General features: G+C 66.7%; 20 protein-coding genes and 1 tRNA gene. 6 read left to right on the forward strand and 15 right to left on the reverse strand.

The window, feature by feature from the left end; translation table 11 throughout:
* Complete coding sequence (locus E0W60_RS27575; RefSeq protein ID WP_133096583.1) at positions 1-504, reverse strand: SET domain-containing protein; 504 nt, start codon at positions 502-504, stop codon at positions 1-3.
* Positions 505-1532: 1028 nt separating this feature from the next.
* Here E0W60_RS27575 and E0W60_RS27580 point away from each other — a divergent pair.
* Complete coding sequence (locus E0W60_RS27580; protein WP_012354324.1) at positions 1533-1811, forward strand: HU family DNA-binding protein; 279 nt, start codon at positions 1533-1535, stop codon at positions 1809-1811.
* A gap of 250 nt (positions 1812-2061) precedes the next feature.
* Complete coding sequence (locus tag E0W60_RS27585) at positions 2062-3057, forward strand: DUF2272 domain-containing protein (RefSeq protein ID WP_135706156.1); 996 nt, start codon at positions 2062-2064, stop codon at positions 3055-3057.
* A 75-nt stretch (positions 3058-3132) separates the two neighbouring features.
* Here the strand turns inward: E0W60_RS27585 and dinB are convergent, their stop codons facing one another.
* From dinB to ltrA, 4 genes are all read right to left on the reverse strand, one after another.
* A complete protein-coding gene (dinB, locus tag E0W60_RS27590; protein WP_135706157.1) occupies positions 3133-4212 on the reverse strand; it encodes a DNA polymerase IV in 1080 nt (359 codons plus the stop codon).
* Positions 4213-4260: 48 nt separating this feature from the next.
* The gene (gene rarD, locus E0W60_RS27595) at positions 4261-5163 is read right to left on the reverse strand and encodes an EamA family transporter RarD (protein ID WP_135706158.1); all 903 of its coding nucleotides are present in this window, start codon (positions 5161-5163) and stop codon (positions 4261-4263) included.
* 119 nt (positions 5164-5282) lie between these two features.
* Positions 5283-6419: a TRAP transporter substrate-binding protein gene (locus E0W60_RS27600; RefSeq protein ID WP_135706159.1), complete on the reverse strand. Its 1137-nt coding sequence runs from the start codon at positions 6417-6419 to the stop codon at positions 5283-5285.
* Between the two features lie 286 nt (positions 6420-6705).
* The gene (ltrA, locus tag E0W60_RS27605) at positions 6706-8418 is read right to left on the reverse strand and encodes a group II intron reverse transcriptase/maturase (RefSeq protein WP_135706160.1); all 1713 of its coding nucleotides are present in this window, start codon (positions 8416-8418) and stop codon (positions 6706-6708) included.
* Positions 8419-9905: 1487 nt separating this feature from the next.
* Between ltrA and E0W60_RS27615 the strand changes: the two genes are divergently transcribed.
* Complete coding sequence (locus tag E0W60_RS27615; protein WP_135706329.1) at positions 9906-11600, forward strand: carbohydrate porin; 1695 nt, start codon at positions 9906-9908, stop codon at positions 11598-11600.
* Here E0W60_RS27615 and E0W60_RS27620 read toward each other — a convergent pair.
* Entirely contained in the window at positions 11584-12375 is a 792-nt protein-coding gene (locus E0W60_RS27620) for an aquaporin (protein WP_240745912.1), read from the reverse strand. The genes E0W60_RS27615 and E0W60_RS27620 overlap by 17 nt on opposite strands.
* 364 nt (positions 12376-12739) lie before the next feature.
* Here E0W60_RS27620 and E0W60_RS27625 point away from each other — a divergent pair, with 364 nt between their 5' ends.
* Positions 12740-14521, forward strand: a complete 1782-nt coding sequence (locus E0W60_RS27625) for a diguanylate cyclase (RefSeq protein WP_135706162.1) — start codon at positions 12740-12742, stop codon at positions 14519-14521.
* A 31-nt stretch (positions 14522-14552) separates the two neighbouring features.
* Here the strand turns inward: E0W60_RS27625 and E0W60_RS27630 are convergent, their stop codons facing one another.
* The 9 genes from E0W60_RS27630 to def all read right to left on the reverse strand — a co-directional run bounded on the left by E0W60_RS27630 (position 14553) and on the right by def (position 23857).
* Positions 14553-15017, reverse strand: a complete 465-nt coding sequence (locus E0W60_RS27630) for a hypothetical protein (protein WP_135706163.1) — start codon at positions 15015-15017, stop codon at positions 14553-14555.
* A 275-nt stretch (positions 15018-15292) separates the two neighbouring features.
* Positions 15293-15368 (reverse strand) — tRNA-Phe (locus E0W60_RS27635).
* Between the two features lie 60 nt (positions 15369-15428).
* Positions 15429-16139: a response regulator gene (locus tag E0W60_RS27640; RefSeq protein ID WP_135706164.1), complete on the reverse strand. Its 711-nt coding sequence runs from the start codon at positions 16137-16139 to the stop codon at positions 15429-15431.
* Between the two features lie 54 nt (positions 16140-16193).
* Positions 16194-18632: a sensor histidine kinase gene (locus tag E0W60_RS27645; protein ID WP_135706165.1), complete on the reverse strand. Its 2439-nt coding sequence runs from the start codon at positions 18630-18632 to the stop codon at positions 16194-16196.
* A complete protein-coding gene (locus E0W60_RS27650) occupies positions 18629-19441 on the reverse strand; it encodes a DUF4390 domain-containing protein (RefSeq protein WP_431189893.1) in 813 nt (270 codons plus the stop codon). Before E0W60_RS27650 ends, E0W60_RS27645 begins: the two co-directional genes overlap by 4 nt.
* Before the next feature lie 66 nt (positions 19442-19507).
* Positions 19508-20935, reverse strand: coding sequence for a 16S rRNA (cytosine(967)-C(5))-methyltransferase RsmB (gene rsmB / locus E0W60_RS27655; protein ID WP_133096593.1), 1428 nt, complete (start codon positions 20933-20935; stop codon positions 19508-19510).
* A gap of 191 nt (positions 20936-21126) precedes the next feature.
* Positions 21127-21987: a zinc metalloprotease HtpX gene (gene htpX, locus E0W60_RS27660; RefSeq protein ID WP_133096694.1), complete on the reverse strand. Its 861-nt coding sequence runs from the start codon at positions 21985-21987 to the stop codon at positions 21127-21129.
* Between the two features lie 175 nt (positions 21988-22162).
* Positions 22163-23176 (reverse strand): methionyl-tRNA formyltransferase, encoded by a 1014-nt coding sequence (gene fmt, locus E0W60_RS27665; protein WP_135706167.1) that lies wholly within the window; start codon positions 23174-23176, stop codon positions 22163-22165.
* Positions 23177-23350: 174 nt separating this feature from the next.
* Positions 23351-23857, reverse strand: a complete 507-nt coding sequence (gene def, locus E0W60_RS27670) for a peptide deformylase (RefSeq protein WP_133096595.1) — start codon at positions 23855-23857, stop codon at positions 23351-23353.
* A 161-nt stretch (positions 23858-24018) separates the two neighbouring features.
* Here def and E0W60_RS27675 point away from each other — a divergent pair, with 161 nt between their 5' ends.
* Positions 24019-25188 (forward strand): LysM peptidoglycan-binding domain-containing protein, encoded by a 1170-nt coding sequence (locus tag E0W60_RS27675; RefSeq protein ID WP_135706168.1) that lies wholly within the window; start codon positions 24019-24021, stop codon positions 25186-25188.
* Positions 25189-25207: 19 nt separating this feature from the next.
* Entirely contained in the window at positions 25208-26374 is a 1167-nt protein-coding gene (dprA, locus tag E0W60_RS27680) for a DNA-processing protein DprA (protein ID WP_240745913.1), read from the forward strand.
* The last annotated feature ends 89 nt before the right edge of the window (positions 26375-26463 follow it).

The following is a 26463-nucleotide window of genomic DNA, read 5'->3' on the forward strand; positions in this document are numbered from 1 at the left end:
TTACTTCTTCTTTTTCTTGTCCTTCGGCGCCAGCATGGTGCCGCGGCATTGCGGGCTGCCGCAACGGCACTCGAATTCCTTCTTCAGCTTGGCCGTATAGCGCGCCTCGATCACCAGCCCGTAGTCATAGAACAGCTCTTCGCCCTGGGCGATATCGCGCAGCGCGTGGATAAAGACGCGTCCCTTCTTCTCGCGCGCCTCGCAGTTCGGTTCGCAGGCGTGGTTGATCCAGCGCGCGCGGTTGCCGCCGAACTTGGCGTCGATGACGCTGCCGTCGTCCAGGCTGAAGTAGAAAGTGTGGTTGGGATCGCTGGGATCGTGCGGGTGGCGCTCCAGCGCCTTCTTCCACGAGATGTGCTCGCCCTTGTACTCGATCACGCGCTCGCCTTCGGCGATGGGGGCGATCGCGTATACGCCCTTGCCGTGCACGCCCGACTGGCGCACCTCGATCCGGTCGCTCGCGGTCTTCTTGCCCGCTGCCTTTTGCTTTGCCTTGTCCGCCATTTGCCTTTCCATGCGTGTCGCCTGCCTGTGCCGGCCGTTCCGGCGCGATCGGCATGATACCGGCGTGGCTGCGACACGTATACGTGACCCCTGGTTAACGGCTCGACCGCTCGCCCTGGCAGGTATACGGCCTGATTACGGCCGGTCACGTAAACCTCGCGCATGTGGATAACCCCGCCTCCTTCTGTGGAAAAGCACGCGGATTCGATGTGGGCTGCCTGGGGCCCGCATGGGGATGCCTCGGGCATAAGTCGGAGGCGTATACCGCAAGACCTCATCCATAAGGCCGGTTCATCCACTGCGACCAACAATGGATGCAACCACTTCTCGTTTACGTAAACCGTTGACGGCAAAGACGTTTACATAGTTTTCCACAGCCGGAGGCGCCGTTTACCTACTACCACTATCTGTATACATGAAAGAAAGATGTAAACCGAAAGGCGGAACCAGGGCAGCGGCAAGAGCCCGGCGTATACCGGTGCCCGCAGAGGTTGCCGTATACGCAAGCCTGAACACGCCGGATCCAGGCATGCACAAGCCGAATACCGTCTTGCGAGGCAGGTAACCTTGCCTGGATCTGCATGCAACATAGTGCAGCCGGACTGTGGAGCTTTTAGGGCGAATACAGGCGCGTATACGTGCCGGAGGCTCCCTGAGGTCCATCCCCAGTCGCAGAAGGCCCGTAAACGCCTCTGCGGCCCTCTATGGCCTTTGAACGGCTCGTGGGACATCTTGTAACGTGGCGGGCTGGCCGCCTGCCTGTGCAGCGTCATGTGGCCGTCCATGCGCTCGTCGCGCGGCGTTTGCACCGCAACGGCAGCGCCCGCAACCAGGTCTGCCAGCAGGTCGATTTGCCGCCAGCCACGGCCTGAGGCGGCCTGGCGCAATCCTGCAGGTAACAATCTGTTCGCGGTGCGCCTTGTCCGACACGGTATGATGTGGCCCGCGGCGTCTTTTGCCGGTCCGGTGGCAGCCTTGCTACCGCCGACCGGGCGCCTGTGTTTTATCAACTCGATACGGAGTGAAGCATGACGAAAACCGAACTGATCGACGCTATCGCAGCCGGTGTGGACGGTCTCACCAAGGCCAAGGCAGAACAGGCACTGAACGTGACCCTGTCGGCCATCATGGACGCCGTGGCCAAGGGCGATACGCTGAGCCTCATCGGCTTTGGCACGTTCAGCAAGGGCGAGCGTGGCGAGCGCATGGCGCGCAACCCGCGCACCGGCGAAGAAATCAAGGTGGAAGCCGCCAAGACCGTGAAGTTCAAGGCCGGCCAGAAGTTCAAGGACGCTGTCAACCAGTGAGCCTGACGGGCTGCACTGCACGGCCCGTGTTTGTTTGACCCCGCCATGCCGCCGCCGGCCGCAAGCTTCGGCCAGGGCGCAGGCGAGCGCCAGGCGGGGGACGTTATCCACAGCAGGGATCGACGTTTTCTGCAGTATCCGCCGCAGCGCTGAAGCCATTGCCGAAGCGGTTGCGCGCCAGGACTTCCAACAGGCGTCCAGCCAAGGCCGATGCAGGGCCGGACGGGGCGCCGAGCCATGTGGGGCTTCCATGTTCGCCCGTCCATTGCGCCGCAGATCTCCACAGCGTTATGCACAGCGCTTTCCACAGCGGATTCCACAGGTTTCTCCACAAGCCATTTGCGCCGCCGCGGCGCTGGCGCTGCTGAGCGCCTGCACCACGGTCAGCGAACCCGCGCGTCCGCAGGCACGGCCGCTGGCCGACAACGAGCGGCCGGTCACCACGCCCGGCGCCACGCCGCGCGAGCGCATCGTCGAGATCGCCACGCAGGAGTGGTCGCGCTGGGGCGGGCAGGTGGTGCGCCTTGGCCGCGACGACAGCGCCTGCGTCACCTACAGCCCGGCGCCGGCTCCCGAACTGCCCCCGGCCCTGCCTGAACCGCCGGAGGTGCAACCCGAGGACAAGGCCGATACCGGCGCGCCCGCCAGCGGCACCAGCGCCGACACCGACAGCAACAACATCAAGTGGCCTCGCGCCGATTGCATGACTTTCCCGGACGGCACCGGCATGGAGGCCACGCCGCTGGGCTGCACGCTGGCCCGGCGCTACTGGGGCATCGTCGGCGAAACCCCCAGTTGCCGGCAGGTCACGCAAGGCGCCTGGGCCTGGTCGGCGGTGTTTATCTCGTGGGTGTTGCGCAAGGCCGGGCTGGACGAGCAGCAGTTCCTGACCGGCCAGTCACATTCGATGTATGTAGTCGATGCGCGCGACGGCATCCTTGCCCATCCCGCCTTCCGCATCGAACCCGTTCCGGCCATGCCCCGCCCGGGCGACATCGTCTGTTCCGGGCGGGGACGCGACCGCTACCTCGATGATGTGGCGGAGATCGGCTTCGGCACCACCCCGATGCATTGCGACATCGTGGTGGCCGTCGATCCGGCGGCGCGGGTGGTGCGTGCCATCGGCGGCAATGTCCAGCAATCGGTATCGATGGAGGAAATCGAACTGGGCGATTCGGGGCGGATCGATGGCGTGACCAATTCGCACATGCCCTGGGTGCTGGTGATGCGGAACAACCTGCAATAGGCAGAGCATCATCAATACGAATAATCGATCAGCGGTAAAAATCCACCCATTGATTATTCGCTCGAATAATTGGTTTTACTCGAACAGTTCGAGCTGCGACCGATCCCGGTCGCTGGTCGCCACCCCTACCCCCAGCAACCGCACCGGCAGCCCGCGCCGGGCGTGGCCCTCTGCCAGCAGGCGCGCGTAGACCGTGCGGTCGGGCGCATGGCCGCGGCATTCCACCGTGGTCTGGCGGAAGTCCGAAAAGCGCAGCTTGACCGTCAGCTTGTCGATGGTGCCGTGCGCCTGCGCGCGGGCAATGCGTGCCTCGAGCATGGCGATCAGCGGCTCCAGTTCGACCAGGCATGCCTGCAGGTCGGGCAGGTCGTCGGCATAGGTCTCTTCCACGCTGATCGACTTGCGCTCCCGCTCGGGCGTCACCTCGCGCTCGTCCTCGCCGCGGCACAGCTTGTAGAGCCGCGTCCCGAACACGCCGAATTCGCGGTGCAGCCGGTCCGGCGACCACGGCCGCAGGTCGCCGCAGGTCTGCGCGCCCAGCCGCCGCAGCTTGGCCGCGGTGACCTTGCCGACCCCGTGGATGCGTTCGACCGGCAGCGCGGCGACGAAGGCATTGACCGCCGCCGGGCGGACCACGAACAGCCCGTCGGGCTTGTTCCAGTCGCTAGCGATCTTGGCAACGAATTTGCTCGGGCCCACGCCGGCCGAAACGGTCACGCCGACCTGGTCGCACACGCGCTGTCGGATTTCTTCGGCGATGCGGGTGGCGCTGCCGGCATGGCGCGTGCAGAGGCTGACGTCGAGATAGGCCTCGTCCAGCGACAGCGGTTCAACCAGCTCGGTGTATTCGCGGTAGATCGCAAAAATCTGGCGCGATACCTCGCGATATTTGTCCATGGCCGGACGCAGGATCAGCAGATCGGGGCAAAGCTTGACCGCCTGCGCCGACGCCATGGCCGAGCGCACGCCGAAGGCACGCGCTTCATAGTTGCAGGTGGCGATCACCCCGCGCCGGTCGGGCGAGCCGCCCACGGCCATCGGCCGGCCGCGCAGCGAGGGGTCGTCGCGCATCTCGACCGAGGCGTAGAAGCAATCGCAGTCGCAATGGATGATCTTGCGCTGGACCGGGGGCGTGGCATCAGGCGGCGCGGACATGGCCGGGGCACCAGGTTTATCTACATGAAGAATAAACGCTTCGCTGACTCAAATCGATTCATTAGTCGCCTGGATGGAAGCCGCCTTTTGCCGGCTGTTCACCCACAGCCCTTCCACCGCATACAGCGCCAGCGAAATCCAGATCAGCGCGTAGCCGACCTGCTTCTGCGCGGGAAACGGTTCATGCCACAGCCACACGCCCAGCAGCAGCTGCAGCGTCGGCCCGGTGTATTGCAGCAGGCCCAGCAGCGACAGCGGGATGCGCCGCGCGCCGGCGGCGAAGAACAGCAGCGGCACCGCCGTCACCGGCCCGGCCATCAGCAGCAGCAATTGCGTACCAGGCGCTGCGTGGGTGAAGCCATCCTGCCCCGTGGTGAAGAGGTAGGCCAGCATCGCCGCGGCAAAAGGAAACAGCAGCAGCGTCTCCAGCGACAATCCTTCGAGCGCGCCCAGCGCCCCCGTCTTGCGCAACAGCCCGTAGCCGCCAAAACTGGCCGCCAGCCCGAGTGCGATCCAGGGCAACTGGCCCGCCGCCACCGTCAGCCAAGCCACCCCGGCCGCTGCCACCGCGATCGACAGCCATTGCACCGCGCGCAGCCGCTCATGCAGGAACACCACGCCTAGCAGCACGCTGAACAGCGGATTGATGAAGTAGCCCAGGCTGGCATCGACCACGCGGTTGGCCGACACCGCCCAGATATAGAGGAACCAGTTGGCGCACAGCAGCGCCGCGCTGGCGCCGAACGACAGCAGCAGGCGCCGGTCCCTCAACTGCCCGAGCCAGGCCCACTGGCGCCGCCAGGCCAGCACCAGCCCCAGGAACGCCAGCGACCACACCATCCGGTGCAGCAGGATCTCCGTCGGCGCAATGCCGGGCAGCGACTTGATATAGAGCGGGAGCAGCCCCCAGATGACATAAGCCAGGAGCGCGTAAAGGATGCCGATTTGCATAGGGAATTCCGGTCGATGCCGGCGATTCTACCGGCGCCGGGAAAAGCTCGCCGGGCAATAAAAAACCCCATGCCCGCAGACAGGCATGGGGTTTGTGCCCGGCACCGGCCGGAACGTGCTTAGAGCTTGCGCGCGAAGCTGAACTGCGAGTAGGCCTGCTCGGCCACGTTGAACCACGCCGCCTCGTTGTTGCGGAACACGCGCCAGTCGTCGTAGATCTTCTTGAACGACGGGTTCTTGGCGGTTTCGTCGGCGTAGGCTTCCTGCGTCGCCTTGAAGCAGGCTTCCATGATCTCCTTGGAGAACGGGCGCAGCTTGACGCCGTTTTCCAGCAGGCGCGCCAGTGCCTGCGGGTTGACCGTGTCGTACTTGGCCATCATGGTGGTGTGGGCCTCGATGGTCGCCGTTTCCAGTGCGCGCTTGTACAGCGCCGGCAGCTTTTCGAACTCGCTGGCCGAGGCGTAGAACGACAGCTGCGCGCTGCCTTCCCACCAGCCCGGGTAGTAGTAGTACGGTGCCACCTTGTAGAAGCCCAGCTTCTCGTCATCGTACGGGCCCACCCACTCGGCCGCGTCGATGGTGCCCTTTTCCAGCGCCGGGTAGATGTCGCCGCCGGCGATCTGCTGCGGCACCACGCCCAGGCGCGACAGCACCACGCCGGCGAAACCGGCGATGCGGTACTTCAGGCCCTGCAGGTCGGCCACGGTCTTGATTTCCTTGCGGAACCAGCCGCCCATCTGCGCGTTTGTGTTGCCGCCCAGGAAGTTGACGACGTTGTATTCCTTGAAGAACTCGCGCATCAGCTTCATGCCGTTGCCTTGCAGCATCCAGGCGTTCTGCTGGCGCGCGGTCAGGCCGAACGGCACGGTGGTGTCAAAGCACAGCGTCGGGTTCTTCCCGAAGTAGTAGTAGCCGGCCGTGTGGCCGATCTGCACGGTGTTGTTCTGTACCGAGTCCAGCACCTGCAGGCCCGGCACGATCTCGCCCGCCGCGAACACCTTGATGTTGAACTTGCCGTCGGTCAGTTCCTTCACGCGCGCCGACAGCAGCTCGGCGCCGCCGAAAATGGTGTCGAGCGACTTGGGGAAGCTCGAGGCCAGGCGCCATTCCACGGCCGGGTTGCTGCCGACCACGGCCGGTGCTGCCGGACCGCTGGCGGCGGCAGGCGCTGCCTTCTCTTCGCCCTTGCCGCACGCGGCCAGTGCCCCGGTGGCGGCTACGGCCGACGCCTTCAACAGAAAGGAACGACGTTCCATCTCTACTTCTCCTCTTATAAATTTTGGTTCGGTTGCAAGCGCGCGGCTCGCTTGGTGCCGGGCGCGGGACCGTGACGCACATGCCGCCGGCGATCGTGTCGATAGGCGGCCTGCGCACGCTGTGCCTGTTGCGAACGGGCACGGCGGCGTGCCCTGCATGGCCGGGACTTGCGTCGCACGGCGAGGGCTGTCTTACCCGAAAGAGTAGGGTAGGGACGAAGGTCATTACTGACCTGTCCCCCCCTAGGAACCGTACGTGCGAGTTTCCCCGCATACGGCTCGAGTCTCAACTAAATGCCCCTTCGGACACCGGCTTCACAACAGTTCTACCTTGGTGATGCACTTGCTTGTGACAGTTCGGATGCAGCAGCACGCGATTCCCTAGCGCATCGGAGCCCCCGCGTATGCGAGGTTCGATGTGATGATCTTCCCATCCTGTTTCCTTGGTTATCTTGCACTGACACACTGCGCACAAGCCTTGCTGGGATAGATACAACTTGATCCACTGCTTCCGGTGCGCCATGTTTTCCAACATACGCTCCTGTCGCAGCTTCTCGCCGTACCGTTCCTGCGTTGGATCGAAGGGATTGTAATCCCCCCGAATCTTCTTGTGCCGTCGGATAGGCGTACCCGCGAGCGAGTACAACTCCGTCCAACCTACACTGCCGTTGCCGCTTACGAACTTGGTTCCAAACACCCAGTTTCGTTCGCCGACGGTCGCAAAGTATTTCCTACGCACCCATTCGACGGACTTATGTGGATGTCGCCGCTTTGCCCACCGTCGCAGAGCATTAAAGATTTCATGCTCCACGCGGGCGAACACCGCTTTCGCCACCACCGGACTGTGATACTGTGCCCAGCCCCGTAGCATCGGGTTTAACAGTCGAATTAAGTCCGACTGCTCCACCGTCTTGTTGGTGCTGATGACCGCCTTTACCTTGCGATAGAACGCTTGCGCGTTTTTCTTGCTTGGCTTTATGAGCAGGGTTCCCGAGTACTTCCGGAAATTCCACCCTAGGAAGTCAAAGCCATCAGTGATGCTGACGATCCGCGTTTTCTCCGTAGACAGCGACAGCCCCCGTACTGCAAGGAACTGTTCTACCCACGGCTTCACTTCGTCCTCTAGGACCTCCGGCGTATCACCGGTGATGACGAAGTCGTCCGCGTAACGCACAACGTTCACTTTGAGCCTTTTCGCCTTGGTCGCTCCCAACTTCGTTCTGAGGAACTCGATCAGTTGCGTTTCCAAGCCGTTCAGCGCCACATTTGCCAGAGTCGGGGAAATGATGCCTCCCTGCGGTGTTCCGGCTTCGGTCGCCTGAAACTGGCCCTGAAATACCACGCCAGCTTTCAACCACTTGCGCAGGATTGCTTTGTCCATGGGGACATTGCTCTCCAGCCAGTCGTGACTGATATGGTCAAAGCATCCTTTGATGTCTGCTTCCAGTACCCATTGAGCCGAGGCCTTCTGAGATAGGGAAACAAACAGCTGGGACATGGCATCCGCGGTGGATCGGTTGGTCCTGAACCCATAGGAGTTCGGATCGCTCGTTCCTTCGGACACCGGTTCCAGCGCCAGCAAATACAGCGCTTGCATGGCTCGGTCCAACATGGTTGGAATGCCCAGAGGGCGCTCCTTCCCACTGGCCTTGGGGATGAAAACCCTCCGTAATGGCAAAGGTCTGTACCCCCGGCGCTTCAACCTCCCAATGGCTTCCCACCGGGCTTCAGGCGTTGTCCACTTTTCGCGATCGACGCCTGCCGTTCGCTTACCTTGGTTCATCGTCACTCGTCGTACCGCCAGTGCTTTGGCGGAGAACGAGCGGGTCAGAGACCGTTGCAGGGCTTTCACCCTACGCCAGTCCCCTTCCTGTGTCGCCTTCGCAATTCGAATCTGCATTTCTCGAACGTTCCGCTCCACGCGGCGCCAATTAATGGCGCCCCAGGTTTGCGGCACGCCGGAGAGCGCAGATTCATCCTTGCGGATCAATGCTTCCATGCTGCTCTCCTATCTTGAGGATCTCCCCCAACATCAAGAGACAGCACGCCCCTTGAGGGACGTGTTGCCCCTCAAGGGAAGAAAATTTAAACAAGCGAGATCAGTCAGCCGTCCTGCGACGATTGACCAGTTGGAAGTCTGCCCGCTTTCGCGTGGGATGATGTCTCAACCCCTATCCGGACGATTACAGCCCGGCATTCGCTTTTTCCAACCTCCCATACCCGCACAGCCAACAGCGTTCCTTGCGGTTCGCCTGCCTGAGCCAAACTGCGCTCCGGCAGCCATACGGGCTTACCACGTTCCCTGCGCATTACACGACTGGGTTAGGGTCTGCCTTTCCGCCGGTGGTCATCGTGGCGACGTGTCCCAAGGCTTGAGTAGGACAACCGACCACACACCTTTTGGTTAATGCCTAGCAGCAGCTTTGGCATCTCAATCGTTACGACGTTTATCAGCAGTTCACTTACGTTACCCATACCAGTCAGCCTAGCGCCTCAACCCCGTTGCTGCTCGGAGCCTCCACCATCCTGTCTCGCGACCTGATGGCACCCTTTCGGGGGCTACATTGTCAGGAGAGCTTCACACCCCACCGTTACCAGTGACGCATGTCTCCCTAGGCTACTGCTAGTCGCATAGCAGGTTCTCTATCGTGTAACCCTTTCGGGCATATTCGACCGAACCATAATGCACAGAGCTACCGCTCCGGGACCTCACTTACCTACCACTGTGCTCCTATGCAAGCGAGCGCTTGACGGCATCGGTCACTCTTGCGAGCGCTGGCTGCCGTCCCAAAGAACGTAGCGCCGTTCTATCCAGAACGGTTTGAATGCTATGTTGCGGCGATACAACGGAATCTCCGCTGTTTGACCGCATACACCCTCCGTTAGGGGATGCCTACAGAGAACTCGCCCAAAGGCGAGCGTCCCCGCCCTTGGGCAATGGCTGGAAATCCATCCAGCAAAAAGCAAGCTGCAAGTCGGCCAGTGTTCCGGCTTCCTCACAACACATCGGACTCACCTCTGGCTGTTCGGCCGGGTTCGTCTAAGCAAGTAATGGTCGAGATTGGACGGGTCAGGCCGAGGCCCTCCCCTTGTCTCGACAAAGGTTGATGCTCCTTACGTTGGAGCTACCCGGACACGAGAATGCGTGTCGCACCAAGCCAGCCGATTATAGCGGTGGCCCTTTCGGCACGGAGCATCGTGCCAATGCGGGTTTTCGCTAGTCGATTGCGACAGGAAGCGTGTGATTTTCGCATTGTGAGACGGGCAACACTGTGAGGGATTTTGTAACCCGGCTTGCGGTCAAATGGACCGGCTGATAAAAAACAGTCCCCGCCTTCGGCGGGTTTTGTTCGATCCAGCCGCGTGCTCAGCCCGCTGGAATCGTCGTTTCGCCTTGTTGTCGTCGTGCCCTCCGCCTTGCTGACCTCCTCCTGCCGGCTTGCCGCCGAACCCTCCTGCCTGCGCGCTGCCGCCGGCCTGGGCGGCTTGCCCCTGCGCCGCATCGGCTTTGCCGTGCTGGCAGCCTGGGGGTTGGCGGCGTGCGCGCAGACGATCGCCCCGTTGGCTGTCGCCCCTGACGACGGCACGCAGCCTCCGCGCATTGCGCAGCGGCCGGCGGTGCCGCCGGTGGTACTGGCCGCGCCTGCAGCGCCTGTCGCGCAAGCCGCGACCGCGCCGGCAGCCACCGCGGGCCAGGACGACCCGCTGGCGGCGCTGATCGCGGGCGATGCGTCCACGGCTCCCAGCGGGACCGTCCCGGTTGTGGCGCCTGCAGCGGCGGCCGCGCCGTCCGAAGGCAGCGCCCCCGCGACCGTTGCCGCCACCGGCGCCGCGGATCCGGCTTTCGTAGGACCGCCGGAGCCGCCGGCGCCGGCACCGCCGCCGCTAGTGCTGTTCCCGCCGCGTCTGGGTGAGTTCCAGGCCGATCCGCCTGCCGCGCCGCCCCCGGCCAGGGCCGAGGCTCCGGCGGAGGCTGCTGGCGATGCCACCACCACGGCGCAAGCGCCTGCCGAGGCGCCGCCTGTGTTGCGCTCGCAACTTCCCGCCGACGATCCCGCGGGCGACTCGGTGTGGCGCCTGGGCTACAGCGGCCGCGCCGCCGTCGAAGACCGCCCGGCGACCATGCGCGCCTGCCCGGGCGGCGCGCTGTCGACCGGCATCGGCAGCGGCCTGGCCTGCCGCAGCGCCGGCGAAGTGAAAATCCGCGAGTCGGTGCTCGATGTCGATGGCGGTCCGCAGGTGATGCTGATCGCCCAGGCGCGCGGCACCGACGCCACCACCGTCAACGGCCGCCCCGCCGCGATCGATCCCTACGCGCTGGTGCCGCAGTTCTATACCGCCGTCAGCGGCCTGGCTGTGCTGGACGGCGCCACCATGTGGGCGGGCCGGCGCGACAATGCGCCGTTCCTGATGTCGTCCGGCCTGCTGCCGCCCAATTCCACGGCGATGCGCTTCGGCATCGACAACGCCAGGGTGATCGGCGACATCGGCCTGAACTACCAGTACACCGCGCGCGCGGACCAGAACGGCCAGAACCTGCCGAGCTACCACTCGCTGCGCACCGCGCCCATCCCGACCAACGACAAGGGCACGGTGCAACTCGGCTTCACCCGCGTCGAAGCCCAGCCGATGGTGCAGGACACCGGCGGCGCATGGTGGGCGTCGGCGCTGCACGAGCAGAAAGGCGTGCTGTACGGCACCAATCGCCTGGGCATGCAGTTTGGCTCAGGCTCGCGCAGTGCCATGACCGGCTACACCGGCATGGGGCCATCGCTGTCGCGCATGCGCGTGGCGGAATCGATCGAATGGAGGGGCCGCTCGGGTCTGGGCGGCGCGGTGGAACAGAGCCTGCAGTTCGATCGATCGCCGGTCGGCACGCTGCAGTGGACCACCACGCGCGTACGCCCCGCCTATGTGGCGAGCGACCAGTTCCGGCTGAACTTCGAGGTATCGCACGACCAGATTTCGTCGGGCTTCGGCGTCAGCGGCCAGCGCACCGCGCTGACGGTGGCGCCCACGCTGACGCTGGGCAAGTCGGCCGGCAACGCCAACCTGCGCGCGTTCTATACCTACAGCCGCGCCAGCGACGTGGACGGCATCGGCTATACCGCGCCGGCCGACGCATGGGCGTCGCAGGCCAGCGGTTCGATCTTCGGCGTGCAGCTCAATCGGCGCTGGTAGCGCCAGTCTGCCAGTTGCGCCGCGTGGTTGCGGCGGTGGTTGCGGCGGTAATCGCGGCGGTGGTCGCGCTTTCGGCCTGGGCCGGGTTTGACGCATGCGCCGTGTCCTCCGCAGCCGGCGGCTTGCGGCACAGCCAGTGGAACACCAGCGTCGCCGCCAGGCCGCCGCCGAGCTGCGCCAGCACGAAGCCCGGCACATCGACCGGCCGGATCCCGGTGAAGGTATCGGTCAGTGCGCAGGCAATGGTCAGCGCCGGGTTCGCGAACGACGTCGACGACGTGAACCAGTAACCCGCCGTGATATAGCCCGCCACCACGAACGGCACCAGCTGCGGCCGGCTGCGCAGCGTGCCGATGCCCACGCCGACCAGCCCGAAGGTCGCCACGCATTCGCTCCACCACATCGACGCACCGGTACGCGCCTGGCCCGACCACGCCACCGCCGGTTCGCCGAACATCGCATGCGCGGCCAGCACGCCGCACACGGCGCCGGCCAGCTGCACCGCCACGTAGCGCAGCGCATCGCGCGGCGTTAGCGTGCCTTGCACCAGCGCGGACAGGCTCACCACCGGGTTGAAGTGCCCGCCCGACACCGGCCCCAGCGAGACCAGCAGCGCCACCAGCCCGGCGCCGGTGGCCAGCGAATTGGCCAGCAGCGCCAGCGCGGTATCGCCGGCGGCAAGTCGCTCGGCACGGATGCCCGAGCCGATCACGATCGCCACCAGCAGCGCGGTGCCCAGTCCCTCTGCCACCAGGCGGCGGGCGCGCGTACTCATCGCTGCGCCCCCATGCCGGCGCGCAAGCGCAAGGTAGTGGCCACGAGTGCGGGACAGACGGGGGGAATTTGCAGCGGCAAGATCGGCAACGTCGCCTGAGACGACGCCTCATACGGTGGCATTCAGCGGGGGAATTTCCGTGCGCGATGCCAGGTCCCGCGCGGACGCGACAGTGTTCCGCCGGCGCCTCCGAGCGTCAATGCGCGGCGGCTTTGTTGTGTGCTGACGCCGGGTATCGAATCGACACCGCGGGCTGGCTCTCGTCTACACTAAGCCAGTCTGCACGGCCAGCACATCGATATCGCGCGCCTGCCCGCCGGCAGGCCAGGCCCGACCCCTGACCGCACCGACAGGAGCCCGCCCCATGTGGCGACGTTTGCTGCCGCAGCCGCGCTGGCTGCCCCGCCTTGCCGTCATGCGCCCGCAACGGGTCGTGCTGGCTTGCTTCGGCGCGGTGTTCCTGGTCACGCTGGTGGTCGCCGCGCGCGAGCTGTACCTGGTGCGCGAGCGCGTCATCGGCGAGCGCCAGCATGCGCTGGTGCTGCGCGCGCTGGGCGTCGACGCAATCCTGTCCGCCGAACGCCGCCGCCTGTTTTTCCTGCGCGACTTCTCCGAGTATCTGTTCGCCCTGTACGCCAATGTCGGCACGGCCGATGCCGATATCGAGCGCGCCTATGCCGCCCGCAATGACGATGCCTGGCAATTGCCCCTGCAGCGTGGCGATGCGCCACTGATCGGCGTCGGTCCCCGCAGCCTTGCCGGCCTGCAAGGCTTTGCCCGCCGCGATGCCGACCTGAAGGCCGACCTGATGGTCGGCCGCACGCTGAGCCAGCTGCTCGGGCTGGGGCTGCGCGGCGACCTGATCCAGGGCAATGCGCTGTTCATCTCGTCCAATGGCTTCTTCGCTATCTATCCGCCGCAGGATCCTGCCAAGGCCGTCCGGCTGATGCAGCGATTCGACAGCATGGACTACTATCGCGGCCACATGCCGGCGCGGAACCCGACCCGGTCAATCCATTGGGCGCCGCTCTATACCGAATTCGAGGGTTCGCGCGTGCTGACGACGATCAGCATCCCGGTCTATGCCGGCAGCCAGTTCCGCGGCGTGATCGCCGTCGACGTCGCGCAGCAGCGCCTGCACGAGCTGCTGGGTGCCGCCAGCGAGCCGGGCACGGTGCACTACATGGTCAATGTGCACGGCGACGTGGTGTCGTCATCCGGCAGCGGGTTCACCGGCCTGCGGAAGTGGCCCGAGGCCATAGCCGGAGACTGGTCCGGGCATGGCGTGGCGGAGTTGTTCGCGCGGGGCTCCGGCATGCTCGGCCACAACGGCGACCTGCTGTTCTTCCAGCGCGCGGGGCAAAGCCCGTGGCTGGTGGTCGACGTGCTGCCGCTGTCTTCGCTGGCACCGGCGATGTTCAGCCGATTGAGCGGACCCCTGCTGATCGTCTGGCTGCTGTTGCCGCTGCTGCTGTGGGTCACGATGCGCGTGGTCACGCAGCTGTTCGATCACTACCTTGCGCTGGGCGAGAAGCTGCAGGAACTGGCGCAGCAGGACCCGCTCACCGGCCTGGCCAACCGCAGGCATTTCCGCGCCAGCTTCGGGCGTGAGGCCAGGCGCCAGCAACGCGGCGGTACCGCGCTGTCGGTGCTGCTGATCGATATCGATTTCTTCAAGAAGGTCAACGACCGCTGGGGGCACGCCAGCGGCGACCGTGTGCTGGGAGCGCTGGCGCAGGCCCTGCACGGCACGCTGCGCGGGTTCGACCTGCCCGCGCGCCTTGGCGGCGAAGAGTTCGCCGTGATGTTGCCGCAGACCGGCCTGGCCGATGCGGTGCGGATCGCGGAGCGCCTGCGCGAGGCGATCGCCGGCTGTGCGGTGGCGGCCGAGCCGGAAGCCGAGCCCGAGTCCGATCCCGCGCTCCATGCCGCAGACGCGGGAACCTCGGGCCCCGAGCGCGTAATCCGCTTCACGGTCTCGATCGGCGTGGCCGAATCGCCGGCCGACGCCCCGCTCGCGCTGGACGCGCTGCTGGCGATCGCCGACCGGCGCCTCTACGATGCCAAGACGCACGGGCGCAACCGCGTCGTCAGCGACGACGGGCTGCATGCGGGCGAAGCGGATATATCGGAGCGCTCGACCTGAGTTCGCACCTGAGTTTGCACCCCGGTTCGCCTCAGCGCAGCAGGAACGCGATATCGTCGACGCCGATCTCCGACACCTGGATGCCCTTGCGGCGCTGGAACAGGATGTGCTGCTGCACGCGGCTGCGCTGCTCGGCGAAGACCGCCGGATCGATCGGCGTACCCAGTCGCATGTAGTGCTGCACCAGCAGCTTGTAGGCGCGATGGCGCACCTGCATGGCCTCGGCCACGGCTCGCAGCCGCCGCATCTCGGCCGGACTGCGGTCCACCGCCTGGTGCAGTTCGTCGACGGTGCGGGCATGGAGTTCGCGATAGACGTCGCGTTCCGCCTCGGCCTGGTGCAAGGCGTCGCGCAACTCGCGGATCTTGCGCTGCAGTTTCAGCGTCTGCGTCACGGCCTGCTGGACCTTGCCGGCCGCGCCCAGTGCCTGGCTCGCCGCGGCCATGGTGCTCTTCCACAGGCCGCGCTCGCCGCCCGTCCCGATCAACGTATCCATCTGACCCCCGGTAGAAAGGACTTCCCTGCGCCGGGTACCGCATTGTTCTGTAGCCGAGAGCGGTTTTGCCGGCGCGCGACGCGCTGCCAGGTGGCAGGGCATCAGGCAATCCTAGAGATACCTATAACGGGTGCCAAGTAGAAGATATTTACTTCTGGATTGGGTGTTGCGTGGCAGGCAAAGACATTGGCCTTGATGCCAGCGGGCCGGACCATGACCGACACCGCTTTCCAAAAGCAAAAAAGCCCGGCTGCAAGAGCCGGGCTTTTTTATTCTGGTGGCCTGGGACGGAATCGAACCGCCGACACAAGGATTTTCAATCCTCTGCTCTACCGACTGAGCTACCGGGCCAAAGAAGTGAGACTATAACCGTTGTCTTTGGCGCCGTCAAGCGACATCTGCATCACTGGCTCACTGCTCGGCCGGTTCAGGCTTGTTGCGGCCCAGTTCGACACCGAGCTGCTTGAGCTTGCGGTACAGGTGGGTACGCTCCAGCCCGGTCTTCTCGGCCACGCGAGTCATGCTGCCGTGTTCGCGCAGCAGGTGGTACTCGAAGTAGGCGCGCTCGAACAGGTCACGCGCTTCACGCAACGGCATGTCGAACGAGAACTGCATCTCGGCCTCGGGCACGCGCGCAGGGCTGCCATTGGCGGCGGTCTCGGCTGCGGCTTCCGGTGCGGCGGTGGCGCTGGCGGATTCGGCCGAAGGAGCGCTTGCCGGCGCGGCGGTGGCGGCGGGAGCGCTGCGCGGGCGTTCGATGCCGCGTGCCAGGCCCTGCTCCACCGCGGACAGCAGCTTCTGCAGCGCGATCGGTTTTTCCAGGAAATTCAGCGCGCCGATCTTGGTGGCCTCGACCGCGGTGTCGATGGTGGCATGGCCCGACATCATGATGACGGGCATGCTCAGCTGGCCCTGCGCGGACCATTCCTTGAGCAGGCTGACGCCATCGGTATCGGGCATCCAGATATCGAGCAGCACAAGGTCAGGTGTGCCGCCCGCGCGGTATTCGCGCGCCTGCTGCGCGTTCTCCGCGAGTTCGACCACGTGGCCTTCGTCGCTGAGGATCTCCGAGAGCAGCTCCCGGATTCCCATTTCGTCATCGACTACGAGGATGGTTGCCATACTTCCCCTCTTAACCCCACCGCAGCGTTCCGGGACCGGATCGCCAAAAGTTGACTATGCCAGTTTAACGAACAGGATCGAGATCTGTGCACCGACGACCTCCGCACCTTCCAGGCGATTGCGCAACTCGATGCGCGCACCGTGTTCGTCAATGATCTTCTTTACCATCGCAAGCCCGAGACCCGTGCCCTTGGCTTTGGTGGTCACGTAGGGCTCGAACGCGCGGCTCAGGATCCGTGGTGCAAAGCCGGGGCCATTGTCCGCAACGGTGAGCTTGACGGCCTGCCGGTTTTCGCCGGCAGAATCTTTGTATTCTACAGTCTCGGTGTTCAGAGTGATATGGGGCGCCGCCCTACCCGCCGCCACGTTCTCGGCGGCCGCATCCTGCGCGTTCTGCAGCAGGTTGTGGATGACCTGCCGCAGTTGCGTAGGGTCGCCCTTGATCTCGGGCAGCGCAGCGCCCAGCGCCGGATGGATCACCGGATGCTCGTGCAGCGCGGGATCGTCGATGCCATACAGATGCAGCACCTCTGACACCAGGCTGTTGAGCTGCAGCGATTGCAGCACCGCGGGCGGCGTGCGCGCGTAGTCGCGGAAATCGTCGACCATGCGCTTCATCGCCGCCACCTGGCTGACGATCGTGGCCGCGCCGCGCTTGAGCACGTCGACGTCGGTGCCTTCCAGCTTGGGCGAGAGCTTCATCTGCAGCCGCTCGGCCGACAGCTGGATCGGCGTCAGCGGGTTCTTGATCTCGTGCGCGAGGCGACGGGCCACTTCGCCCCAGGCCACCGAGCGTTGAGCGGAAATCACATCGGAAATATCGTCGAAGACGATGACGTAGCCGGGCTCGTCGCGCTCGCCGCCGGGCAGCCGCGCGCCGCGCACCAGCAGCGTCAGCGGTTGTTCGTCCATGCCGCCGCCGTGGCCCTGCGGCAGCTCGATCTGCTTCTGCCAATGCTCGGCGCCGCCCAGCACCTCGCTGGTGTTCTGGTCGGAGAACGCCTGGCGCACGATCTCGCCGAACGGGCCCATCCCCGGGATCTGCTCCACCGGCAGTCCCAGCACGGCGCCGAACGGCTGGCGGAAGATGCGCTCGGCGCCGGGGTTGGCGGTGATCAGCACGAAGCGCCGGTCGAATACCAGCACGCCCGCGGTCAGGTTCTGCAGCACGCTTTCCAGGTAGGCCTTTGACTGCTCCAGCGCCGCGCGGTTTTCTTCCACCGCCAGGCGCGCCTCGGCCAGCTGCCGCGTCATCTGGTTGAACTGCTGGGTCAGCATGCCGAGTTCGTCGCGGCTCTTCAGCTCGCGCTTGGGCGACAGGTCGCCCTCGGCCACTTCCTTGGTCCCCTGCAGCAGCATCAGCAGCGGCCGCGCCAGCTGGCCGCCGAGCAGCAGGGCCAGCATCACCGCGATAAAGACCGCGAGGAACAGCGTCAGCGTCAGCGTCCCGATATACATCTTGCGCAGGCCGGTGCGGCCCAGCGCTTTCTCCTGGTACTCCTGGTAGGCACGCTGCACCTCGTCGGCATTGCGCGCGAGCACGGCCGGCACGGGGTGCAGCACCTGCAGGTAACGCTCCTCGCGCACGGTCTCGCCGACCAGGCCGAAGCCGCTCGACGGCGCTTCCTCGGGACGGCGCTCCACCGACAGGCCCGACCCGGCCCAGCGCGGGCGCGGTGTCGCGCGCGGCGTGCTCGCGGCCACCTGCTCCTGCGCGGTGGTCGGCGCCGCGCCCAGCGGGATGATCACGCGCAGCCGGTACAGGGGGGTGCCTTCGACGCGCTCGGCGCCCTGGCTGTCCTGCGTCGGATCGGTGCCGCCTTCGACCGCGGCGTAGCCGCCCGCCAGCCGCGCCTGCTCCGCCAGCACGCCCGAAGGCAGGTCGGGCACCAGCGCGGCGTAGTTGCTCGATGCGGTGGCCAGCACGCGGCCGCTGCCGGTGAAGATTGCCGCCTCCTGCACGCCGTATTGCTCGCGCAGCCGGCTCAGCTGCAGCGACGTGGACACGCCCGACGAACCGGAGAGCTGCTCGGCCATCAGCCGCGCCTTGCCCTGCAGGTCGGCCAGCGCGCTGTCGATGGTGGAGCGGCCTAGGTTGAGGCCGGCTTCGAGCGCGGTTTCCACGCGCACGTCGAACCAGGACTCGATGCTGCGCGAAACGAACTGCAGCGACACCAGGTAGATCAGCACGCCCGGCAGCACGCCCACCACGCCGAAGAACACCGCGAGCTTGGTCATCAGCCGCGTGCCGAACTTGCCGCGGCGGTAGCGCAGCCACAGCGTCACCGCGAGCGCGCCGACGATCAGCACCAGCAGCGCGCCGATCACCAGGTTCACCTTGAACAGCAGCGTGAAATAGCGATCGAAGAATTCGGTATTGGCCGATGCCCCGGCCAGCAGGCCGACCAGCACCAGCGCCAGGAACACGATGATGCCTGCCACGACGCGATACAGCACGCGCCGGAAACGGCTGTCCCACAGCGAAGTGTTCATGGCTGGCTTGAGGCGGACAGCGCCGGCTGCGCCAGCAGCGCGGGCGACAGCGCGCTCGATACCGCCTGCACGAACACGGTGTTGCGCGGCTCCGCCGCGGCGGCGGGTGCGCCCGGCGCAGACGCGGGCGCCGGCATGGGCATGGGCATGGGTGCGGCAGGTGAAGCGGGCAGCGGCGGCGGCGCCGGAACCGCGGGCACCGGCACCGGCGTCGGGATCGCGTTCAGGTCCGTCGGCACGGTGTAGATAAAGCGCCGCCAGTCCGAAGCCAGGTTCCAGTCGCGCGTATTGACCGCATTGATCTGGAACGGCTTGGGCAGTTGCGACAGGTCCAGCCGCATGCGCACCTGCGCGTGATAGCTCTCGCCGGGCTTGACCGCGTTGCGCTCGAACACGCGCCAGCCGCGTACCCGCTGGACAAACTGCAGCGCGCTCTTCAGCCGCGAGAACGGCAGCTGCAGGCCGCCGGTGGAAATGCGGTATTGCCGCGTCAGCGGCTGGTAGGACAAGCGCACGCTGCGGCTGGTGTTGACCGGCTTGTCGTCGAACCAGTACCAGCGCGGCCGCGTCAGCTCGAAATCGACCACGAAATATAGCGATATGCCCTTGTGCAGCGCGTCTTCCAGCGCGGGCGGCAGGTCGAACTCGAAGCTCGCAGCCAGTTCGAAGCCACCGTCCTGGTATTCGATGCGGGCCTCGGTAGCCTCGATCACCTGCGCCTGGGCGGCAGGCGGCAGCCACAGCAGCAGAGCCAGCGCGAGCATCAGCACACGCATGCACGCCCGCAGTTGCGTCCGCAGTTGCGTCATTCCCGTGGCGAAATCCACGGTAACGCGGCAGTCTGATGGGCGCGGCGTGCTCGGCATCGGATCAGATCAGGCGCGTTTCTGGAAGCGGGCGTAGAAAAAGCCATCGTGATCCGATGGCAGGCTGGCGTGGCCAGGGTCCTTTTCACCTTGTTCGCCGGCCGAGTGCGTTGTCGTACGGGTGCCGGGCAGCAGCTGCCCCGGCGCCTGCAATCGTATCGCATCTGCCAGTTGTGCACCAAACCAGCGCGCCTGCTCCTCGCCTTCCGTTGGGAAAATAGAACACGTGACGTAGACCAGGATGCCGCCCGGCTTGAGCAGCGGCCACAGCTGCGACACGATGCGGCGCTGCTCGGTGATCAGCTTGGCGATATCGGTCTCACGGCGCAGCCAGCGGATATCGGGATGGCGCCGCACGATGCCGGAGGCCGAGCACGGCACGTCGGCCAGGATGCGGTCGAAGGGCTGGCCGTCCCACCAGTCGGCGGGCCGGCTGGCATCGCCCACCACGATGCGGGCCTGCGTGCCGAGGCGCGCGAGGTTCTCGTTGATGCGCGTGGCGCGCTGCGGGTCGCTTTCCACCGCAGTCACGTCGATGTCGGCAAGCTCCAGCAGGTGGCCGGTCTTGCCGCCGGGCGCGGCGCAGGCATCGAGCACGCGCATGCCGTCGGCCACCTCGAGCAGCGGCGCGGCCAGTTGCGCGCCGGCGTCCTGCACCGACACCGTGCCTTCGGCGAAGCCCGGCAATTGCGTCACCGGCACCGCGCGCACCAGGCGCACGGCCTGCGGGCCGACCACGGTGCCGGCGAGACCGGCATTGGCCAGGTCGGTCTGGTATTGCTTCACGCTGACCCGCGCGGTGTTGACGCGCAGCGTCATCGGCGGGCGCACGTTGACGCTCGCGGCGAGATCGGTCCACTGCTCCGGGTACGCCTCGCGCAGCATGCGCAGCCACCACGGCGGCAGGTTCCAGCGCGCCTGTTCGTCGCGGTTGACCTCGGCCAGCAGCGCCTTGCGCTCGCGCAGGAAACGGCGCAGTACCGCGTTGACCAGGCCGCGGGCGTGCGCAGTCTTGGGTTCCGACGCGGCCGCGCTGACCGCCTGATCGACCACCGTGAAGGTGCTGTAGCCGGCGCGGCCCGGGGTGCCCGGCGTCGCGCCCTGTGCCGCGTCCTGGCTGTCTTTGTCCTGCCGCTGGCCCGGTGCCTGCTCGAGCAGCAGCGCAAGCGCCACCGCCAGCAGCGAGTCCACCTGCGCGCCGGGCGGGCGCGTGACCAGCTTCGTCACCAGCGCACGCGCGGTGCCGAACTGGCGCATGGTGCGGTAAGCGATGTCCTGCAGCGCACCGCGCGTGGCGGCATCGCGCACGCGGTCCAGGCGCAACTGCGCGGCGGCGTCTTCGATCGCCTGCGGCAAGGCGGTGCCTTCGCTGACGGCGCGTACCGCGGCGGCGGCGCCAAGCATCTGGAAGGCAAGCGAATCGGGAGGCAGGCGCATATCGGTCAGGCAGCGGGTGAGGCGGCAGGTAAGTCGTGAATCGGTGGGCAGCCGGGCGAGGGCAAGAAAAATGCCCGCTGGTCCATGTTTAAACCAGCGGGCAGTTTACCTTGTGTGGGAGCCGCGCTCCGGAATTGAGCCACATTGGCTCCCCGGCGGGCTCCCCAGGGACCCCGCGAACTCCCGCCCGATCAGGCGGGATAGGTCCCGGTCTGCGCCATCTGCATCAGGCGCGAGATGCGTTCCTCGGTCGCCGGGTGGGTCGAGAACAGGTTGGCGATGGCGCCGCCCGAGAGCGGGTTCATGATCATCATCTGCGCCGTGGCCGGGTGCTCCTCGGCCGCCTGGAACGGGATGCCCTGCGCATAGCGGTGGATTTTGTCGAGCGCGCTGGCCAGCGCCTGCGGGTCGCCGCAGATCTCGGCGCCGCCGCGGTCGGCTTCAAATTCGCGCGCGCGCGAGATCGCCATCTGGATCAGCGAGGCCGCCAGCGGCGCCAGGATTGCCACCGCAATGCTGGCGATGGGATTGGTGCGGTTGCCGTTCTCGTCGCGGCCGCCGAAGAACATCGCCATGTTGGCCAGCGCGGAAATGGCACCGGCCATGGTCGCGGCAATGGTCGAGGTCAGGATGTCGCGATGGCGCACGTGCGCCAGCTCATGCGCCATCACGCCGCGCAGCTCGCGCTCGGACAGTACGCGCAGGATGCCGGTGGTCGCGGCCACCGCGGCGTGTTCCGGGTTGCGGCCGGTGGCGAAGGCGTTCGGCGCGTCTTCATTGATCAGGTAGACGCGCGGCATCGGCAGGTTGGCGCGCTGCGCCAGCTCCTGCACCATGCCGTAGAACTGCGGCGCGGTACTGGCGTCGACTTCCTGCGCGTTGTACATGCGCAGGACCATCTTGTCCGAGAACCAGTAGGAGAAGAAGTTCATGCCGAGCGCGAGCAGCAGCGCCATCATCATGCCGCTGCGTCCGCCGATCATGCCGCCGATGACGATGAACAGCGCCGTGATGGCCGCCATCAGCATGAAGGTCTTGACCCAGTTGAACATTGCGGTGATCTCCATGTAGTGGACCGCGCCGGCTGCTGCAAGGCGTTGCAAAACATGCCGGTGCGATGACCGTTAGATAGGGGCCAACACCAGAAAATTCAACTGCTTGCGGGGACCAGCCGCCGCACCATGGCGCATGATGCACACGAAGTGCTTGCCGCGCCGGCTTGACTGATTATGCCTGCGCCGCGCCATTGCCGGGGACCACGCAGCGCGTGCCCGGCGGCACCGGCATGGCCTGCAGGAACTGCTGCGCCGGCTGGCGGCGCCCGCCCGGCTTCTGCAGCTCGGTCACCTGCAGGGCGCTGCCGTCGCCGCAGGCGATGATGATGCCGCCGGCATCGGCCGCCAGCACCGTCCCGGGCGGGTGCGGCAGGCTGCTGGCCGCGGCCAGCGGCATTGCCTGCCAGCACTTGATGACGGTATCGCCGACCTGCACGGTGGCGCCGGGGAACGGGTTGAAGGCGCGTACCTGGCTGGCCAGCGCCGTGGCCGGGCGGCGCAGGTCCAGCGGCGCCTCGTCCTTGGCGATCTTCTCGGCGTAGGTGACGCCGGCTTCGGGCTGCTTCGTCGCCGCCAGCGCGCGGCCAGCGGCCAGTTCCTGCAGCGCGGCGACGGTCATGTGCGCGCCCAGCGCGGCCAGCTTGTCGTGCAGCGTGCCGGTGGTGTCGTCGGCGCCGATCGGCACGGCCTCGCGCGTGAGCATGTCGCCGGTGTCCAGGCCCTCGTCCATCTGCATCAGCGTGATGCCGGTCTCGGCATCGCCGGCCTCGATGGCGCGGTGGATCGGCGCCGCGCCGCGCCAGCGCGGCAGCAGCGAGCCGTGGATGTTGAGGCAGCCCAGGCGCGGCAACTCCAGCACCTCGGCCGGCAGGATCAGGCCGTAGGCGGCGACCACCATCACGTCGGGGGCGAGTTCCGCCAGCGTGTCCACGGCCGCCGCGGCCTCTTCCGGATACTTGCCTTGCCGGCGCAGCGAACGGGGCTGCAACACCGGGCCGAGCCCGTTGGCCACCGCGTACTGCTTGACCGGGCTTGCCTGCAGCTGCATGCCGCGGCCCGCGGGCCGGTCCGGCTGCGTCAGCACGGCCACCACGGGAAAGCCGGCGGCGTGGATGGCTTCAAGCGCGACGCGCGCGAACTCGGGCGTGCCGGCAAAGGCGACACGCAGGGGCTTGGCTTGGGACATGGCAGGTTCCGAGGTGAATACTGGCTGAAAGCGCAACCGGCCGCTATCGCGGCCGGTACGTTTGTTCTTCGGAAGTCATAAAGATAGCAGACCCCGCGCGCGTGTCGAGCGCAGGCGGCGGATTCCGCCGTGCTGTTACATCTTCGCGCACTTCTCGCGGATGCCGCGCGCGACTTACATGCGCGTGCGTTCGCGCTTCTGCAGCTTGCTCTTGATGCGGTTCAGCTTCAGCGGCGACAGGTACTCGACGAAGACCTTGCCGCGCAGGTGGTCGATCTCATGCTGGATACATACGGCCAGCAGGTCGTCGGCGTCCAGCTCGAAGGTCTCGCCCTTCTCGTTGAGCGCGCGCACGCGCACACGGTCGGGGCGCTCGACGCGGTCATAGATCTCGGGCACCGACAGGCAGCCCTCTTCCCACACCTTGCGCTTGTCGCTGGCCCAGACGACTTCCGGATTGATAAAGACCTGGAGCTGGTCGCGCGTTTCGGAAACGTCGATCACCACCACCTGCTCGTGGACGTTCACCTGCGTCGCGGCCAGGCCGATGCCCGGCGCTTCGTACATGGTCTCGGCCATGTCCTTCACCAGCTGGCGAATACGGTCGTCCACGGCCGCGACAGGTTTCGCGACGGTGTGCAGACGGGGATCGGGGTAGGTCAGGATGTCGAGTTTTGCCATGATGCTAGGGCGCAACGCCCGCTTGAGCGAGCGGCCCGGCCGCGTTGCGGCGTCGGGACTTTACATGCAGAATCGGGGCGCCAGTACAAAAAATCAAGGCGCGCCGAAGCAGGCACGCTCTCCAGGGTCAATCCGGCCGAACCACCGGCCGGTTCAGGAAAATGCGCGATCTTACCAAAGAACACCAGGCGGCGTCGGGCCGCAGGCTGCACGCGTTCACCCTCACATTGCTGAGTGCCGCCGGCATCACTGCCGCGGCAACACTGCCCGCCAGGGCCGCCGACCTGACGGTCACGGCGGCGCAGCAGGCCGAGGCCCAGCGCACTGCCCGCCAGGGCATCCCGATCGCCGATCTCGCCCCCAATGCGCCCTCGCAGTACACCGTGCGCAACGGCGATACGCTGTGGGGCATTTCGGGCCGATACCTGCGCCAGCCGTGGCGCTGGCCCGAGTTGTGGGGGATGAACCAGCAGCAGATCCGCAACCCGCACCTTATTTACCCCGGCCAGATCCTGTACCTGATCCAGCGCGACGGCCGCGCTTGGCTGTCGACCACCCCCGCGGGCAACGGGACTGTGCAACTGTCACCTCGCGTGCGCGGCGGCGATGTGGACGGCGCCGCCATCCTCAGCATTTCCGCCAGCGATATCGAGCCGTTCCTGATCCGGCCGCTGGTGGTCGACGAAGGCACGCTTGCAACCTCGGCACGGATCGTCGCGGTGCCCGAATCGCGCGTGTACCTGGGCCGCGACGACAGCGCCTACGCGCGCGGCATTGCGCCCGATGCGCCGGCCGGCAGCGACTGGCAGGCCTACCGGCCGGTCACGCCGGTGCGCGATCCGGTCACCAACGCCGTGCTGGGCTATGAGGCCGAGTACGAGGGCAACGTCCGGCTGGCGCGCGGCGCGCAGGGCCCCGACGCGGTGTCCACGCTGCAGGTCACGCAGGCCCAGCAAGAGATGGGCGTGGGCACGATGCTGATGCCGCAGCCGGCGCGCGAAGCGGTGCGCTACGTGCCGCACGCACCCGATGTCGAGGTCGACGGCCGCGTTGCCAAGGTCTATGGCGGCGTCGAATTCGGCGGCGCCAAGCAGGTGGTGGTGCTCAACGTCGGCAGCAAGGCCGGGCTCGAGCCCGGGCAAGTGCTGGCGCTGTCGCGCACCGGCGAGACCGTACACGACCGGACCGACCAGAACCGCAGCATCCGCCTGCCCGACGAGCGTTACGGGCTCGCCTTTGTCTTCCGCGTGTTCCCCGGCGTGGCGTACGCGCTGGTGACCGACGCCTCCAACGTGATCGCGGTCGGCGACCGCGCCACCTCGCCGCGCTGAACCGGCCTTGGGGGATGGCGTGAAGGCATTGCCCCTGGCCGGCGAGATCCGGCAGGACAGCACGCGCGAGCCGCCTGACGTGCTCGCGTGGCTGCGGCTGGCCAACGCACCCGGCGTCGGCCCTGTGGCGATGCGGCGCCTGATGGCGGCATTCGGGCTGCCGCAGCAGGTGCTGGCGCAAAGCGTGGCGGCGCTGTCGGCGGTGGTACCGGCCAGGCTGGCGCGCGCCGTGCTGGCTGCCCCCGGCGCCGCGGTGTCGGCGCTGGCCGGCCGGACGCTGCGCTGGCTCGACACGCCCGGCAACCACCTCGTTACGCTCGCCGACGACGCCTATCCCCGACGCCTGTTCGACCTGGCCGATCCGCCGCCGCTGCTATATATCCAGGGCGATCCCGCGATGCTGGCCCGCCCCGCGGTGGCCATCGTCGGCGCGCGCTCGGCCACCGCGCAGGGCACGCGCGACGCGCTGACGTTCGGGCAGGGCTTGTCCGAGTCGGGGCTGACGGTGGTTTCGGGCCTGGCGCAGGGCATCGACGCGGCCGCCCATGCGGGCGGCCTGCGCGGCTGCGGCGGCACGGTGGCGGTGATCGGCACCGGGGCCGACCGCGTCTATCCCGCGGAGAACCTTTCATTGGCCCGCGAGGTGGCGCAGCGCGGCGCCATCGTCACCGAGTTCCCCCTCGGCATGCGCGGGCTGGCGGCCAACTTCCCGCGGCGCAACCGCATCATCGCAGCGCTTGCGCGCGGCGTGCTGGTGGTCGAGGCGGCAGCGCGCTCGGGTTCGCTGATCACGGCGCGGCTGGCGGCGGACCTCGGGCGCGAGGTTTTCGCGATTCCCGGTTCGATCCACGCGCCGCTGTCGCGCGGCTGCCACCTGCTGATCGGCCAGGGGGCGAAGCTGGTGGAATCGGTAGCGGACGTGCTCGACGAACTTGGCGCCCCCGCCCCCGCCCCACCCCCGGCCCCGGTCGTTGCGGCTCCGGACCACGATGTCACCGGCAAGGCCCGGCTTTCAGAACCGGCTGATACCCTGTTGCCGGCACTCGGCTACGATCCGGTTACGCTGGACGCGCTGTGCGAGCGCAGCGGCCAGCCCCCGGAGACGGTCGCGGCGCGCCTGCTGGAGCTGGAACTGGCCGGCATGGCCGAACGTCTACCGGGAAACCTGTTCCGGCGCCTCGGCTGAACCAGGCGTTTTGCCACAGCAAGGGGGCATGGTCCCCGATACCGATACAATCGCCGGCGTCCGCATGTCGCGGACGCCACATGACTCCG

The sequence above is a fragment of the Cupriavidus oxalaticus genome, assembly GCF_004768545.1.
In the GTDB taxonomy this organism is placed as follows: Bacteria; Pseudomonadota; Gammaproteobacteria; order Burkholderiales; family Burkholderiaceae; genus Cupriavidus; species Cupriavidus oxalaticus_A.